This window comes from Fredinandcohnia onubensis (assembly GCF_002734215.1).
GTDB classification, from domain to species: Bacteria; Bacillota; Bacilli; order Bacillales; family Bacillaceae_L; genus Ferdinandcohnia; species Ferdinandcohnia onubensis.
Map to the genome: position 1 here is coordinate 1 of NZ_NSEB01000027.1, position 16,046 is coordinate 16,046.

General features: G+C 37.0%; 17 protein-coding genes. 3 read left to right on the plus strand and 14 right to left on the minus strand.

The window, feature by feature from the left end:
- Positions 1-243: 243 nt before the first annotated feature.
- On the minus strand, positions 244-1,113 hold the full coding sequence (locus tag CKK03_RS22605; protein ID WP_099364766.1) for a nucleotidyltransferase-like protein: 870 nt from the start codon (positions 1,111-1,113) through the stop codon (positions 244-246).
- Positions 1,114-1,254: 141 nt separating this feature from the next.
- Between CKK03_RS22605 and CKK03_RS22610 the strand changes: the two genes are divergently transcribed.
- Positions 1,255-1,623 carry a YgzB family protein gene (locus tag CKK03_RS22610; protein ID WP_099352785.1) on the plus strand — a complete coding sequence of 123 codons (369 nt, stop codon included), beginning with the start codon at positions 1,255-1,257 and terminating at the stop codon, positions 1,621-1,623.
- Between the two features lie 23 nt (positions 1,624-1,646).
- Here the strand turns inward: CKK03_RS22610 and perR are convergent, their stop codons facing one another.
- The 12 genes from perR to bcp form a co-directional block, all read right to left on the minus strand.
- Positions 1,647-2,090, minus strand: a complete 444-nt coding sequence (gene perR / locus CKK03_RS22615) for a peroxide-responsive transcriptional repressor PerR (protein ID WP_099364767.1) — start codon at positions 2,088-2,090, stop codon at positions 1,647-1,649.
- Positions 2,091-2,224: 134 nt separating this feature from the next.
- Entirely contained in the window at positions 2,225-2,773 is a 549-nt protein-coding gene (locus CKK03_RS22620; protein WP_099364768.1) for a cob(I)yrinic acid a,c-diamide adenosyltransferase, read from the minus strand.
- A gap of 1 nt (position 2,774) precedes the next feature.
- Positions 2,775-3,731 carry a D-2-hydroxyacid dehydrogenase gene (locus tag CKK03_RS22625; RefSeq protein ID WP_099364769.1) on the minus strand — a complete coding sequence of 319 codons (957 nt, stop codon included), beginning with the start codon at positions 3,729-3,731 and terminating at the stop codon, positions 2,775-2,777.
- A 183-nt stretch (positions 3,732-3,914) separates the two neighbouring features.
- Positions 3,915-4,655, minus strand: coding sequence for an ABC transporter permease (locus CKK03_RS22630; RefSeq protein ID WP_099364770.1), 741 nt, complete (start codon positions 4,653-4,655; stop codon positions 3,915-3,917).
- A 13-nt stretch (positions 4,656-4,668) separates the two neighbouring features.
- The gene (locus tag CKK03_RS22635) at positions 4,669-5,391 is read right to left on the minus strand and encodes an ABC transporter ATP-binding protein (protein WP_099364771.1); all 723 of its coding nucleotides are present in this window, start codon (positions 5,389-5,391) and stop codon (positions 4,669-4,671) included.
- A gap of 119 nt (positions 5,392-5,510) precedes the next feature.
- Positions 5,511-6,731, minus strand: a complete 1,221-nt coding sequence (locus tag CKK03_RS22640; RefSeq protein WP_099364772.1) for a sensor histidine kinase — start codon at positions 6,729-6,731, stop codon at positions 5,511-5,513.
- A 28-nt stretch (positions 6,732-6,759) separates the two neighbouring features.
- Positions 6,760-7,470, minus strand: a complete 711-nt coding sequence (locus CKK03_RS22645) for a response regulator transcription factor (RefSeq protein WP_099364773.1) — start codon at positions 7,468-7,470, stop codon at positions 6,760-6,762.
- 184 nt (positions 7,471-7,654) lie between these two features.
- The gene (locus tag CKK03_RS22650; protein WP_099364774.1) at positions 7,655-8,677 is read right to left on the minus strand and encodes a siderophore ABC transporter substrate-binding protein; all 1,023 of its coding nucleotides are present in this window, start codon (positions 8,675-8,677) and stop codon (positions 7,655-7,657) included.
- 232 nt (positions 8,678-8,909) lie between these two features.
- Complete coding sequence (locus tag CKK03_RS22655; RefSeq protein WP_099364775.1) at positions 8,910-9,677, minus strand: iron ABC transporter ATP-binding protein; 768 nt, start codon at positions 9,675-9,677, stop codon at positions 8,910-8,912.
- The gene (locus tag CKK03_RS22660; protein WP_099364776.1) at positions 9,677-10,627 is read right to left on the minus strand and encodes an iron chelate uptake ABC transporter family permease subunit; all 951 of its coding nucleotides are present in this window, start codon (positions 10,625-10,627) and stop codon (positions 9,677-9,679) included. The genes CKK03_RS22655 and CKK03_RS22660 overlap by 1 nt, the downstream gene beginning before the upstream one ends.
- Positions 10,617-11,570, minus strand: coding sequence for an ABC transporter permease (locus tag CKK03_RS22665; RefSeq protein WP_099352796.1), 954 nt, complete (start codon positions 11,568-11,570; stop codon positions 10,617-10,619). The genes CKK03_RS22660 and CKK03_RS22665 overlap by 11 nt, the downstream gene beginning before the upstream one ends.
- A gap of 233 nt (positions 11,571-11,803) precedes the next feature.
- Positions 11,804-12,274, minus strand: coding sequence for a thioredoxin-dependent thiol peroxidase (bcp, locus tag CKK03_RS22670; protein WP_099364777.1), 471 nt, complete (start codon positions 12,272-12,274; stop codon positions 11,804-11,806).
- 141 nt (positions 12,275-12,415) lie between these two features.
- On the opposite strand from bcp, the gene CKK03_RS22675 reads away from it, so the two are divergent.
- On the plus strand, positions 12,416-13,702 hold the full coding sequence (locus tag CKK03_RS22675; protein WP_099364778.1) for a glutamate-1-semialdehyde 2,1-aminomutase: 1,287 nt from the start codon (positions 12,416-12,418) through the stop codon (positions 13,700-13,702).
- Positions 13,703-14,045: 343 nt separating this feature from the next.
- A complete protein-coding gene (locus CKK03_RS22680) occupies positions 14,046-15,122 on the plus strand; it encodes an FUSC family protein (protein ID WP_099364779.1) in 1,077 nt (358 codons plus the stop codon).
- 29 nt (positions 15,123-15,151) lie between these two features.
- On the opposite strand, the gene nikC is transcribed toward CKK03_RS22680, so the two are convergent.
- Positions 15,152-16,042: a nickel transporter permease gene (gene nikC / locus CKK03_RS22685; protein WP_099364780.1), complete on the minus strand. Its 891-nt coding sequence runs from the start codon at positions 16,040-16,042 to the stop codon at positions 15,152-15,154.
- Positions 16,043-16,046: the final 4 nt, after the last annotated feature.

A 16,046-nucleotide genomic window follows, 5' to 3' on the forward strand; every position in this document is an offset into this window, starting at 1 on the left:
ACGCTTGTATTGTGTTCAGTTTTCAAAGAATTTTTTGACCCGCCGCTCAGAAGCGACTTTATTAATATATCATGGCGATTTATTAATGTCAATAATATTTTTTAAAACTTTTTGTCGGCTGCTGTTTGTTTTTCAGCGGCGAAATATAATATAACATGCGGTTCAATCATCCGTCAACTCCAAAATGCAATATTTTATTAAAATAATAAAAACTCCTTCAAATATATGAAGGAGTTAGAAGTTTTACTTCTTAACATGATAAGTTCTATGGAAAATTCCTTTCCCTTTTGTTTTGAGCTTTTCTACATTTATAAAGTGTTTTTCTACAAGGAATTCTAGATAAACTTCAAGATCCACTGAGTACACTTTAAGTTCAGGAAGTTCCATTATTTCACTGTAAGTCCAAGAGTCATCTCTATTAGATAGAACATTTATAATATGACACGCTCCACGTTTTGCCCTTGAATGTATGAGGAATTCGCTAGCCAAGAATAAAAGTTCTAGTCGCTTTTCAAGTGATTCCTCACTTTCCAAAAGTTCAATATACAGCTTATAAATTTGGGGATCAATTTGTTTCACTTGATTCCAGACTGTGACTTCAGGATGAAAGCCATTTTCGAAGATCGCTAGTCTAGCTAGATGATGGAGCGCATGAATGACATAATTATATGCATCTAAATATTGCTTTGCATTAAAAAATGCTTTTCCATCCTGATAACGACGAATTAGTTTTGCAAATTCCATACCCATTTTTATCTGTCTTTCTTCTGTGGGAAATTCATGTAGCTTGTTTCTTAAATTAATGATGTATTCATTCCGATCAAATAGTACTTTTCCGTTTAAGATCCAGTTTACAATTTTTCGATTAGATCCTAATAGAAACCATTCTTTTATTTGACTTTCTTTTACAGTATATAAAGATGCTTTTCTATTATCGTAATTGTAATGTTTGATGAAAATATTCTTCTCATGCTCTTTTACAATGACGAGTAAGGCTATGTCAAAATAATCGGTATAAGTAAAAGCATCCTTCCCCTTTTCAATTAGAATGATCCCTAATGTACTGGGTTGGCTTGCTCTTTCCTGATAAAGGGGGCGAAGTAAATCCTCCATTTTGATTTCCTCCAATCAAATCCGTTGGGTATATATTTCGACGTCGAAAAAATAAAACCTTCACATCTTATGCAGAATCTTTTTTTTATTTTTATCTTTCTTTTTTATATTGTATAGTATATGAAGGAGGTTAGATTAAACATGGGTGTAAAATATTCAAGTAAAATTAATAAAATTCGTTCTTTTGCTCTCGCTTTGATTTTCGTTGGATTTATTGTCATGTACGGGGGAATCTTCTTTAAAGAAAATGTTATCGTAATGACAATCTTTATGATCCTTGGTCTTCTTTTTATTTTAGCAAGTACTGTTGTTTATTTCTGGATTGGCTTGCTTTCGACTCGAACCATTCAGGTAACTTGTCCTTCTTGTCAGAAGCAAACTAAAATGCTAGGTCGCGTGGACGTGTGTATGTATTGTAAGGAACCACTAACACTTGATCCAAACCTTGAAGGAAAAGAGTTTGATGAAAAATACAATAGTAAAAAATACAACAAAATAGAAAAAAGCTGACAGGATTTCCTCGTCAGCTTTTTTTAATGAGCAGCTTTCTTTTGACATTCTTGACATGAGCCGTAAATTTCCATTCTATGATGACTAACTTTAAAGCCTGTTACATGTGCAGCCAGTGCTTCCACTTCATCTAATCCTGGGTAATGGAAGTCCACAATTTTACCACATTCTTCGCAAATCACATGATAATGCTGAGTAGTGATAAAGTCGAAACGGCTTGATGAATCTCCGTAAGGTAATTCTTTCACTAAGCCTACTTCTTTGAAAACACGAAGATTGTTATACACGGTTGCGACGCTCATGTTTGGAAACTTTCCTTCAAGTGCTTTATAAATATCATCTGCAGTCGGGTGACTCATTGAATTAATTAAATACTCTAGTATCGCATGACGTTGCGGAGTGATTCGAACCCCGGTTTCTTTCAACGTATCAAGCGCTTCTTTCAAGTGATTGTCTGACACCGCCATGCACCTCTTTCTAGTAAACATTATTACTTTATAATCCTTATAATTAGTGTATCTCGCTCCGACCGCTTTTGTCAACATATCTACCATTACTATATGACTAATCCGATTGAATTACGATTCTTTTTTGGAATAATTCACTGATGGAGGGTTGGTTCACCCTGCCCAAGTCTATGGTTAACGTAGCGTGCCGCGACAAAAAGAAAATCAGAAAGTCGATTTAAGTAAGAGGTAACTAATGGATTTACCTGTTCTCCGATTGCAACTGCTTTTCTTTCAGCTCTTCTTACGATTGTTCTGGCAACATGGAAGGAAGCCCCAGCTTGGCTACCACCTGGTAATACAAAGTTTGTAAGTGGGGGAATTTGTGCATCCCATTTATCGATTGTGGTCTCAAGGAGGGAAATATCCTCGTCTGATACTTTCCATTTAACTTCTTTCCCTACAGGAGTTGCAAGTTCGGCACCGACGTGAAACAATGTCGTTTGAACCTTTTTGAAAATTACCTCAACCTCTTCTTTGCCTTCAAATTTAGTATGGTGCAGGTGACTTAATCCTAATCCGATCATTGAATTCGCTTCATCACAAGTTCCGTATGCCTCAACACGTAGGTCATTTTTTGAAACTAGCTGTCCATATACTAATGAGGTTGTGCCTTTATCCCCTGTTTTAGTATAGATTTTCATACTAATACCCCCGGTCTAGATCAATTTTGTTGATAAATTCACTGCCGCCTTGCTTAAAAACATGTAGGTTTTGTTCAAAAATCTCAAATGATCGTGGTTGATAAAATTTTGATTTACTCGAGATATGTGGGGTAACTGTCACATTTTCAAGTGTCCAAAAAGGATGATCACTTGGTAGCGGTTCCTCTTCGAACACATCCAACACTGCATGTGAAATCTTATTTGATTGAACCGCTCGTAATATGACTTCGTCTTTCACCAAATCACCACGACCAATATTAATGAAAACAGCGCCTTGTTTCATTAAATCAAAATGTGTATCAGTAAGAATGTATTTTGTTTCATCCGTACTCGGTAGGACCGAAACAAGATAATCAACATTTTCGCATACGTAATTAAGTCCATCATATTGAACCATTTCATCAACAAATTCATGCTTGTTCCCGCTGCGATTTAATCCAATGACTTTCATATGAAAAGCTTTTGCTAGTCGAGCTATTTCACCGCCAATCGCACCCACTCCCAGGATGCCCAGTGTTTTTCCATGTAACTCACCTACCGGAAAATTCGTCAGGCGATCCCAGCTTTTGTCTTTTTGCTGCTCAACGATTTTTTTATTTTTCTTTGTGACATGTAGCATCATCGAAAGTGTGTATTCGGACATTGGGATTTTGTGAATTCCCCTTACGTTTGTAACAAGAAGCCCTTTATCCTTAATCGCTTGAAAAGGCATTAGTTCTAATCCTGCTGATATCACCATAATCCATTTTAGATTTTTGGCCATTTCAATATGTTCGGAGTTTAAGTCCTCACCGTATGTAAGTAAGATATCTGCTTTATGTAGTTCCGGTAAGGCCTCTTCTATATCCTCATAATAGATAAATTCTTCATCCGGAAACGCCTTTTTCATTTTTTCTGTTACTTCTTCAATCGGAATAAATGTTGATAAAATTCGCATTATTACGCCTCCTTACCTACTATAGTAACAACTTTCTAAAAGAAGTAAAACAAAAAAAGGTGCGAGATTTCTCTCGCACAAAATTCGCTAACATCTGAGGAGGTATGCCCTACACTATAAGATACGTCGTTAAACTAAATGTGTATAGACGTTTAACACAATCCTTGAAAAATAGGCACTCTATCAGTCCGTCCATTTGAAGTATTTTAAACCGATGATTGTGGATACAATTAGAATTCCAAATAAGATCCCGATGTCAAGCAATGTACCTGAAGAAAATAGTGTTCCATTCCAGCCATATCTTAAGACATTAACTACATAGGTAAGCGGTACAATGGCAGCAATCTTTTGCAGTATCTCTGGGTACGTTTCTAACGGAATTGTTGCCCCTGATAGAAACATCATTGGATACATCGCAATCATGGCAACGCCTAACGCAGTTTGCATCCTCTTTGTAATGCTTGAAACAATAAAACCGATGGAGAAAAATGTGATCGCGCTAAATGTTAAAGCTACAAAAAATTCAAATGGATGCGCAGTTAGTTCTGAACCAAAACCAAATTTTGCAATCAAAAGTATCTCAATTACCCCAACATATATTGCGATAAAGCCTTTTATAATGGTTGCAGCAAAGATAGCATTTTGATTGATTGGTGTTCCTTTTAAACGTTTGTAAACACCTTTTTCACGATCGATTACGATCTGGAGCCCCATTGAGAAAAAGGCTGTTGTAAAAATAATGATGGCAATCATACTTGGAATGTACGCTTGGAAGTAATTTAGTCCCTCGTATGAATTTGATTCAAACATTAACCCGAAAACGACAAAGCTGACGGCAGGAACAATAAAAGTAAATAATAAAGCTAGGGTTTCGCGAAAAAATAATCTTAATTCCATTTGTGTATGTGTAATAATTGATTGCATTTGTTTTTCCTCCTTATTGTGAAACCGCATATTTTAGGTAAACATCTTCCATCGTTCCTGCTCCTTGCAGGTAAGAATCGATTAAATTCTGTGGTTTCTCACAGGCAACAAGCTTTCCCTTTTTTATAATGGCGATTCTGTCACAGTGCTTTTGCGCTTCATCCATGTAATGTGTTGATAAGAGTATTGTTTTTCCTTCGTCACGATATCGGTTGATGCAGGTCCAGAGATCACGTCTTGCTTGTGGGTCTAATCCTGTCGTTGGTTCGTCGAGAAAGATGATGTCTGGATCATTTACTAGCGCTAATGCAAGCGATGTACGCTGCTGCCATCCCCCTGACAGATTCTTAACATATTTGTTTAGATAAGGCTTGAGCCCCAGTGCTTCGATGATTTCTTGTAAGTTTCGTGTTTTATCATAATAGGAACTAAATAATTTAAGTGCTTCTTTGACTTTGATTCGATCGTATAGGGCTGTTTGTTGAAGCTGGATACCGATTTTTTGTTTGATTTCATTTGATGCTTCTTCAACATTCATCCCTAAAACTTTAACAGTTCCTGCATCAGGTTTTCGAATGCCCATCATAATTTCAAGAGTGGTTGATTTTCCCGCTCCATTCGCACCGATGATTCCGAGCACTTCTCCTTTTTTGACTTGTAGACTAATACCGTCAACAGCTTTTACATCTCCATAACTTTTCGATATATTTGTAAGCTCAATAACAGATTGATTCATGTTAAGGTCCTCCTTTTTGCTTTCCCTTTGTTTTGTTACTTTTATCATAGTCAGCGAACCTTAACTCAACCTTAAGTGAGTCTTATATCTTGCTTAAACTTAAAAAAGTATAGCCGTGGCTATACTTTTAGTGCGAGTTCGATGATAAAATTGGTTTTCCCTTTTTGTGGTGTTGTGTCTACTCGGATGTTTCCGTTATGTAGTTCAATGATTTTCTTTGTGATGGCAAGGCCAAGTCCTGAGCCTTCATCGTTCATTCTACTTTTATCGCCTCTTACGAAAGGATCAAATAATGTTCGGGCGATGTCTTCTCTGATGCCGATACCATCGTCACCTACTTCAATTACTATTTTTTCTTCATTCTTAGTTAATGTAAGAAAAACTTTCGTATTCTCTGAGTTATATTTGTTTGTATTTTGAAGAAGATTCGATAACGCTCTATTTAACAGTTTTTGATCAAATGCGTACATTATTTTTTCGTCTGGTATATCGATAACTAGCTCCATGTCCTTTTCCTCAAAAATATCATAATGCTCTGCAATAACTCCCCGGTAAAATTCACAAATATCTTTTTTCTCTTTTTGAATAGGAACGTCAGGACTATCTAATTTTGAAAACATAAAAAGTTCATCGATTAATGACGTTACACGAATTGATTTCTCATAGATGTACCTTAAGTATTTCCTCGTTTGTTCCTCGTCTTCTACAAGTCCTTCATACAACACCTTGGAATAACCTTGAATCGTGGTGATTGGAGTTTTTAAATCATGTGAAATGTCAGCAAGCATTTGCTTTTTACTCTCTTCTAATCTTGTTTTTTCTCGATTCTTTTGTTCAAGCTTTTCCGCAGTTCGTTTCAAGTTTTCGCTCATTTCCTTATACTTAATCGACCCTTTCATGATAAAGGGGAGGATGCTGCCACCAAATAAAGGCGGGCCTAAGTTAAGAATGGCGTAATATTCTCCTGAAAGGACAACTTGATAAACGAGGAACAGACCAAAAATTGTGAACAGGCCACAAAGGACATAGAGCATTTGCATAGGGAGACGAACCATCTGATACACAACAATGAATATCATATAAATATACAGTGGGTCATACACAAAACCAAATAATAGAATGATTGACATTTGAATAAAAATAAGTGGAAGGGTGTGTTGGGGGCTCCAATACACCAGTCGATATACAAAAACAAAGACTACCACTAGCAATAGACCAAGAAAAATCTTCCCTTGTGATTCCTGAAATAAAAAGTAAAGTGGAAAAACCAGGTTTGCAATGTATAAATACGGGATTACTCCTTCTTGTTCTGGAAAGATCCGATAGATCACTTTTTTCATTTATCTCTTCCTCATAGTTTCATATGTTCTATAATTGGCTCACAAATTTATAGCCAAGGCCTCTGATTGTTTTTATGTAGTTTGGTTTTTTCGGGTTTTCCTCGAGTTTTTCTCTTAGCTTAGATATATGAACGTTAATCGTGTTGTCTTCTTCTCCACCCATATAATAATCATTCCAGGCTCGTTCAAAGATTTGTTGTTTTGTATACACTCTACCAGGTGAACTCATTAATAACTCCAATATTCGATATTCGATTTTAGTAAGTGGAATTGTAGCGTCACCCTTCCTAGCAGAATAGGTGCTTTCATCCAAAACGATATCCCCCACCTTAATAAGAAGACTTTCAGATTGGGGTGCCGACTCCTGCTTATAGCTATAACTTCTTCTAAGCTGAGCTTGTACTCGAGCAATCACCTCTAATGGATTAAATGGCTTTGGAATGAAATCATCTGCGCCAAGCCCGAGACCAAGAATTTTATCGTAATCCTCGTTCTTTGCAGAAATGATGATGATAGGGATGTGCAAATCCTGTCTTACTTTCTTTATCAGCTGATATCCGTTAATATTGGGCATCATTAGGTCGACAAGCATTAAATCAATGCTTTCCCGCTCGATGATTTGAAGTGCTTCACGCCCGTCAAAGGCTTCAAGAATTCTATAATTCTCTTTTTCTAAATAAAGACCTAGAAGCTCAACTATCTCTGGCTGGTCATCCACAATTAGTATGGTCCGATTCATATGCATGCCCCTTTCTTCCATACAATTCCATTTTTAACTTCAGTATAACAAAATCTAGGGGATCTTGGAGTATTTTTTTAAGGAAGTTGTGCTGTGGGACATGTTGTACATTTGCCATTTCAATAAAAAAAGCCGCCCAGATCATCAGTTTTTCCACTGACTTTCTGGACAGCCTTAGTACAAATTATTTTAACTCAGCTAGAATTTCTTCGATTTTGGCAAGTTCAGATTGTAAACCGCCACCGCTTAGGTACCAAAGTACACCGTCTAGATAAACGATTCGTTTGTTTTGATAAGCTTTCGTTTTCTGAATGATTTTGTTTTCCATATCTTTGTCGATATTAGATTGATCACCCACCGCAGCAGTACGGTCAATTACGAATAATACTTCTGGATCAAATTCAAGAATTGCTTCAAACCCAAAGTTAGATCCGTGAGAAGATGCTGCGATATCATTTGTTACTGGCTTGAAACCATAGATATCATATATATAACCAAAGCGAGAGTCTTGCGCGAAACCAGATAATTTACCTTCATTGTACATTGTCACTAAAGAAGTTTCATAGTTGCCTGATAACGCCTTAACTTCTTCGATTGCAGAATCTATTGTTGCAATGTGCTCTTTTGCCTTATCTTCTTTATCAAACATTTTCGCTGCTACATCTACAGATGCTAAAAATGTGTTCCAGTAGTCGTCTTGTGAAGTTCCAACAAACACTACAGGTGCGATTTCGCTCAATTCCTCATAGTATGGAGATTGACGGGCAGAAATGAAAATGGCATCTGGGCCGATTTCAGCGATATCTTCAAGTAATGGTTCTTTTAATGTCCCAACATTCACATAATCGTCGCTCGCATACTCTTCAAGGTTTTCTGGTAAACTAGAATCTTGTGGAACCCCTACAACACCTTCAACACCTAGCGCATCTAGTGTATCTAGGAAACCATAGTCAAATACAACTATCTTTTCTGGCATTGATTCAAATGTTACATCTTCAAAACTTACTGTACCTGCTTCTTCATTGTTAGTTGAAGCGATAGTTGGAGAAATAGTCATTGGATATTGACCTGTAGCTTCATTTGTTGCTTGTTCCCCTGCAACGTCTGTCTCGTTTGTTTTTTCTTTTGCTGCCTCATCGTCATTGCCACAAGCAGTAAGCGCTACAGTTAAAGCTAAGATCGCACTTGCAAATTTCCATTTCTTCATTTTGATTCCTCTCCTTATTTAAACATTATGTAATTTTATTACTAAAAATGAGAATCATTATCACTGATAACAATTCTCATTATAGATGCATATAATACTTCCGTCAATACAAAATATATAAATTTTTATACATTTTATTGTAGTTTTATTTATTATTCCGCATTTACTTGCATTCATTCCCTGCATCACTCCCACTTTATAAAAAAGACCCAGAGAATTGATTCTCTAGGTCTTATGCATGTGAATTGAAGTAAACACAGATCCGACAGCCATTTTGCTCTTGGATTGGGATATCCATATCATAAATTTCACGTAAGGCATCGGAATTAATGATTTCATGTGTTGGTCCATTTTTAACAAGCTTGCCATCTTTCAATGCTACGATTCGGTCTGAATATACAGATGCGAAATTGATATCGTGCAAGACAATAACAACTGTTTTGCCAAGCTCATCGACAAGCTTACGTAAAATCTTCATAATTTGAACAGAGTGTTTCATATCAAGGTTATTCAATGGTTCATCCAGCAATACATAGTCTGTATCCTGAGCAATTACCATTGCAATAAAAGCACGTTGTCTTTGTCCACCTGATAATTCATCTAAAAAATTATCCTGGATATCGACTAAGTTCATATATTCAAGAGCTTGATCAATGAATTTTTCGTCCACATCTGTAAGGCGCCCCTTTGAATAAGGGTAGCGACCAAATGCGACAAGCTCACGGATTGTTAACCGTACATTTAAATAATTCGATTGTTTCAAGATCGATACACGTTGTGCAAACTCAGAAGACTTCCACTTTTGCACATTATTTTTATCAAGTAAAACTTCCCCTGTATCAGCATCTAATAAGCGACTTACCATCGAAAGAAGCGTGGATTTACCAGCACCATTCGGCCCGATAAACGATGTAATCGTACCTGGTTCAATTGTTATGGTTACATCCTCGACAACTGGTTTCTTACCAAAATACTTGGATAATCCTTTGATTTCAATCATCATGCTGACCTACTTTCTTTTAATAGTAAGTAAATGAAGTAAATACCACCGACAAAGTTAATGATAACACTTAATGTCGTACGTAGTTCAAAAATATGTTCAACCAGGAATTGGCCACCTACAAGGGCAATTACACCCATTAAGCTTGCTCCTAATATTAAAATGGAGTGCTTATATGTGACTAAATATTGATATGCGAGGTTTGCCACGATTAAGCCAAAAAACGTAATCGGGCCAACTAACGCAGTTGCCGTTGCAATTAACACAGATGATAGAATTAGAATATTCATGACCATCTTGTCATAATTCAAACCCAGATTCATTGCATTTTCACGACCAAGAGACATGACATCTAATTTATCCATGATTAAATATCCATAAATAAAGGCAATTAATAAGATGCCAATCGCGATATATAACAGCTCTGCCTTCACATTTGTAAAAGTTGCAAATAAGCGATTTTGTAATGCTAAATATTCAACTGGGTCAATCATGACCTGTAAAAATGTCACGAGACTTCCTAAAAGTGTTCCAATTATCATTCCTATTAATAACAGTAGATAGATTGGATGTTTATCGGACTTGAATAGGAAACGATATAATATGAGTGCAAACAATACCATTGCAAATATTGCAGCACCGAAGTTTAAATACTTATTTAAAACCCAAATCGACATGGAGCCCGCAAAGAAATAGATTAAGGTTTGAACGACTTCATACATAGAGTCGAGTCCCATAACTGAAGGTGTTAGAATCCGATTTTGCGTGATCGTTTGGAATACAACGGTTGAATACGCAATCGCAATTCCTGTAACAACCATTGCTGAAACACGAATCATTCGTTTAGGGAATGCGTAATCGAATCCACCTTTTAAATCATAAAATCCATATAATAAAATACATACGATTGCAATGACGGCTAAAATAATCAATTTCGTACTATTTCGCATATGCTCTCCCCCTAAATAACATAATTAAGAAGATTGCACTGCCGATTACTGCAACAGTAACATTGACTGGAATCTCGTATGGATGGACTATGATTCTACCTAAAATATCACAGATTAATAGAAACACAACTCCTAAAGCTGCTGTATGAGGAATTGTCTTTCGTAAATTATCCCCTAAATAAAGCGATACGATATTCGGTACAATTAATCCTAAAAATGGAATGACCCCAACCGTTAGAACAACAGTTGTTGAAATGATCGCTACTAAGACAAGACCAATATTTAAAACAACCTTATAGCTCAATCCTAAATTCTTCGCAAAATCCTCACCCATACCGGCAACGGTAAATTTATTAGCAAATATATACGCTAAAATAATGGTAGGGACTGCTATATATAAAAGCTCGTAACGTCCTGCAATTATTAATGTGAAGCTTCCCATTAACCAAGACGAAATGTTTTGAATAAGGTCTGCTTCATATGCAAAGAACGTCGCGATTGATGATAAGATATTTCCATACATAATCCCGATTAACGGAACAAAAATCGCATCTTTAAATTTAATTTTATCTAAAATTTGCATGAAGATTAATGTACCTACTAAAGCAAATGCAAAACTAAAAATAATCTGCTGTGTGTAAGTTACATTTGTAAAGAATAGCATTGAGATTAAGATCCCAAGCTTTGCTGCGTCTAATGTACCTGCAGTTGTGGGGGATACGAATTTATTTCTGCTTAAACTTTGCATAATTAAACCTGCAATACTCATTCCTGCTCCAGCTAAGATAATCGCCATTAAACGAGGAACACGACTTATTAAGAAGATCTGCGTCTCATCAGATTCCCAATCAAGTAAGTCCATCGGCGTAATATCAATAGCACCAATAAATAGCGAAATGAAAGACAGGACAATGCCAATAATGATTAACATCCATAGTCTCATTTGTAAATCCTCATAACATGTATATTCTTAGTGTGATAAATGAAAACGATTATCATTACTAATACTTTCATTATAAGTAAAGAAAATTGTAAAATCAACCTTGAAATAGGAATACGGGCGGCTCCTCATTCGCCACCCGTAAACCTTCGAAGTGTTATTCCCACTACAGTTTAAGTCGATACATCGATGAGAGTTTCTATCTTTCTTCTTATTATTTCACAAAACCTTCACAATTATTTTAAGGTTTCTTTGATATAAGTAAGAGCTTCTTCCACATGACCTTTAACTGAAACTTTCCGCCATTCTTTAACAAGATTGCCTTCTTTATCAATGACGAAGGTGGAACGCTCGATTCCCATGTATTCCTTGCCGAAGTTTTTCTTAAGCTTCCAGACGCCATATTTCTCTGCTACTTCGTGATCCTCATCTACCAGTAATAGAAAGGGCAGATCATATTTATCGATGAATTTTTTATGTCTCTCAAGTGAGTCAGTGCTCACACCTAGAATCACAGTATCAAGTCCACCAAAGCTTTCGTGTGCATCCCTAAAATCACAAGCCTCTGTAGTACATCCTGGTGTCATATCTTTTGGATAAAAATAGAGCAATACATTCTTCCCTTTAAAATCTGCTAATGAAACTGTTTCTCCGTTGCTCGCTGTTGCTGTAAATTCAGGCGCCTTTTGTCCAATTTCAATTGTCAATGTGATTACCTCCTGTTTTTTCCTATTAAGAATAGGTTACATAATTTATAGAAGATATACAAATAATCAGGACGTTATTTGTTTATTGGTATTCGTGCTAAAATAGAATAGTTGATTTCAAAGCTAGGAGGAACGACATAAATGAATTTTTCAAAATCAGAAGAGTTATATAGTGAAGCATTGGAGCATATCGTTGGTGGTGTAAATAGTCCGTCACGTTCATATAAGGCAGTTGGCGGTGGCGCACCAGTGGCGATGGAACGTGCAAAGGGTGCTTATTTTTGGGATGTAGATGGGAATAAATACATAGATTATTTGGCTGCTTATGGACCAAACATTACAGGTCATGCTCATCCTCATATTACCGAAGCCATTACGAAAGCTGCTGAAACAGGTGTGTTATATGGAACACCGACTCCACATGAAGTAAAGTTTGCAAAAATGCTGAAGGACGCTATTCCAGGGATGGATAAAGTTCGTTTTGTAAACTCAGGTACGGAAGCGGTTATGACAACGATTCGCGTGGCTCGCGCATATACAAACAGAACAAAGATTATTAAATTCGCGGGATGCTATCATGGTCACTCTGACCTTGTGCTTGTAGCTGCTGGTTCTGGTCCTTCAACATTAGGAACTCCAGATTCTGCTGGTGTCCCAAAGAGCATTGCACAAGAGGTAATTACGGTTCCTTTCAATGATATCGAACCTTTTAAAGAAGCTCTTGCTAAATGGGGCTCGGAAATTGCCGGAGTACTTGTAGAGCCAATTGTAGGTAACTTTGGAATTGTTGAGCCAAAGGAAGGCTTTTTAGAACAAGTCCTTGAGCTTTCTCATGAAGCAGGTGCTCTCGTTATTTTTGATGAGGTCATTACAGCTTTCCGTTTTATGTATGGAGGCGCTCAGAATCTATTAGGCATTACACCAGACTTAACAGCGTTAGGAAAAATTATTGGTGGCGGACTCCCAATAGGCGCTTATGGCGGTAAAAAAGAAATTATGGAACAGGTAGCTCCACTTGGCCCTGCATATCAAGCAGGAACGATGGCTGGTAATCCAGCATCCATGCTTTCAGGAATTGCTTGTTTAGAAGTGCTTCAGGAAGAAGGATTGTATGAAAAATTAGATCGACTCGGCTCAAGGCTTGAAGAAGGAATTTTACAGCATGCTTCTACCTACAATTTACCCATTACAATTAACCGATTAAAAGGGGCTTTGACGGTTTTCTTTACGAATGAAAAGGTTGAAAACTATGAGCAGGCAGAAAATACAGACGGCGAAATGTTTGGTCGTTTCTTTAAATTAATGCTTAGCCAAGGCATCAATCTTGCCCCTTCAAAATATGAAGCATGGTTCTTAACGATTGCGCATACTGAAGAAGATATTATTGAGACACTAAAAGCAATTGAATATGCGTTTAAGAATCTATAAGGTGTTTTTTGAAAACCTGCCGTGGGGCAGGTTTTTTTGATTTCTAGCTCTATTTTATGCTATTGTCCATAAATTTTTATTATTAGCCGTATTTTTGATTTATTAGCCAAAAACCTAAAGCTAATAGCCGTATTTTAAATTTATCGGCCATATTTTTAATTTCCGCAATAGAAGAGAAAAAACTTTGTAAATTTAACAAAAAACCAAATTACAACGGGCCTCGACTAGGACATGTTTCTCTTGCTATAAGCATAAAATCATTGTATGATACTGTATTGGTTTAGATTATAGAGAAAAGGCTAATTATAAGAAAACAGCTTTTTTATAGAAAGGATTCGTATAAATGAAATTTGGTGCCCGCATGCTAAAAACGGGAATAGCCATTACCCTTGCGTTAATGTTAGCAAAGCTTCTTGAATTACCTTCCCCGGTATTTGCTGGGATTGCTGCTGTTTTTGCGATTCAACCTTCGATATACCGTTCTTACTTAACGGTGATTGAACAGGTTCAAGCCAACGTGATCGGTGCGTTCTTTGCAGTTATGTTTGGAATGTATTTTGGCAATAATGCATTTATCATTGGATTAACTGTTGTTCTTGTTATCGCGATTAACCTGAGGTTCAAGATGGAAAAGACAATCTCAGTCGCAATCGTAACCGTCATTGCGATTATGGAGAGTCCTAGTGAACAATTTATAGAGTTTGCAAGCCTACGCTTTCTTGCAATCTTATTGGGGATTTTATCCGCATTTTTAGTCAACCTTGTTTTTCTCCCACCTAAATATGAGAAAAAACTATATGACGCCATTGTCGAGCAGTGCGAGGAAATCTTTAAATGGGTCCGAGTTAGTACAAGACATGCTTCTGAATATAATACGTTAAAGGATGATATCGACAAAATTAAAGAAAACATCATCCAAATTGATCAGCTATTTCTCCTATATAAAGAGGAACGGAATTATTTTAAAAAAGTAGAATACGAAAAGTCTAGAAAGCTTGTTTTGTTTCGACAAATGATCGTTTGTACAAACCGAGCATTAGACACACTTAAAAAGCTGCACAGGCATGAAAATGAACTACAAGAATTGCCGATTCCGTTTCAGCAATTTTTTGTAAAAGAAATCGATGATCTCCTTCATTTTCATGAGCAGATTTTATTAAAATTTGTTGGTAAGGTAAAGGTTCAAGCCCCTGAAGAGTTAAAACAGGATTTTGCATTTGATCGAAAAAAGGTCATTGATACCTTGTTCGATCAACAAAAGCCACCGAATGAAGAAGATGAGGAAGCATGGTATCACCTGATGACACTTGCATCGGCCATCTTTGAATACTCTGAGCAACTTGAAAGATTGGATACATTGGTAGATAGCTTTCAAAGTTTTCACAATGAAGTGATTGTGGAGGAAGCGAATAAAGCGTAAAAAACAGCTAACACAAGTTAGCTGTTTTTTTATTGTTTCATCTTCGGGTCTAATGCATCCCTCAACCCATCACCCATTAAGTTAAAGCCAAGCACCGTCAGCATGATTGCAATCCCTGGGAAAATCATTGTCCACGGAGCCTGCGTTAAGTAATTCTTTGAGTCAGCAAGCATTTTCCCCCATTCTGGATTGGGTGGCTGAGCCCCCATCCCTAGAAATCCGAGTGCTGCTGCTTCAATAATGGCAGTCGCAATTGCCAATGAAGCCTGGACGATAATCGGCGCCATACTGTTCGGTAGAATATGATGAAATAAAATTCTCCGGTCCTTCATCCCGACAGCCCGGGCAGCGGTTATATATTCCTCTTCCTTGACACTTAGTACCCTCGATCGAATCAACCTTCCAAAGTTCGGTACATTGATGATCGCAATCGCAATCAATGCATTTCGAAGGGACGGTCCAAGAATTGCAACAATGGCTAAAGCAAGCAAGATACTAGGGAAAGCTAGTAAAATATCAAACATTCGACTAATTAGGTTATCTACCCAACGGCCATAATATCCCGCTAGGATTCCAAGTAAACTTCCCACGATTGCAGAGCCCATTACAGCAAAGAAGCCCACCCTTAATGAAATTCTTGCGCCATAAATGATTCTTGATAAAATGTCCCTTCCAAAGTCATCTGTTCCAAGCCAGTGGTCACTGGAAGGTGGTTGAAGTCGATTCGCTAGATTTTTCTCATCAATTCCTTGAGGAGCAATAAGAGGCGCGAAAATGGCAAGAATGATAAAAAAGAAAACAATACAAGTTCCCACAATTGCTAATTTATTTTTACGAAAGCTTCTCCACGCTTCCTTCCATGGAGAAATAACACCATCATTATTTTTCATCGACATATCCGTTTGTGCTAACTCTGTCATCTAA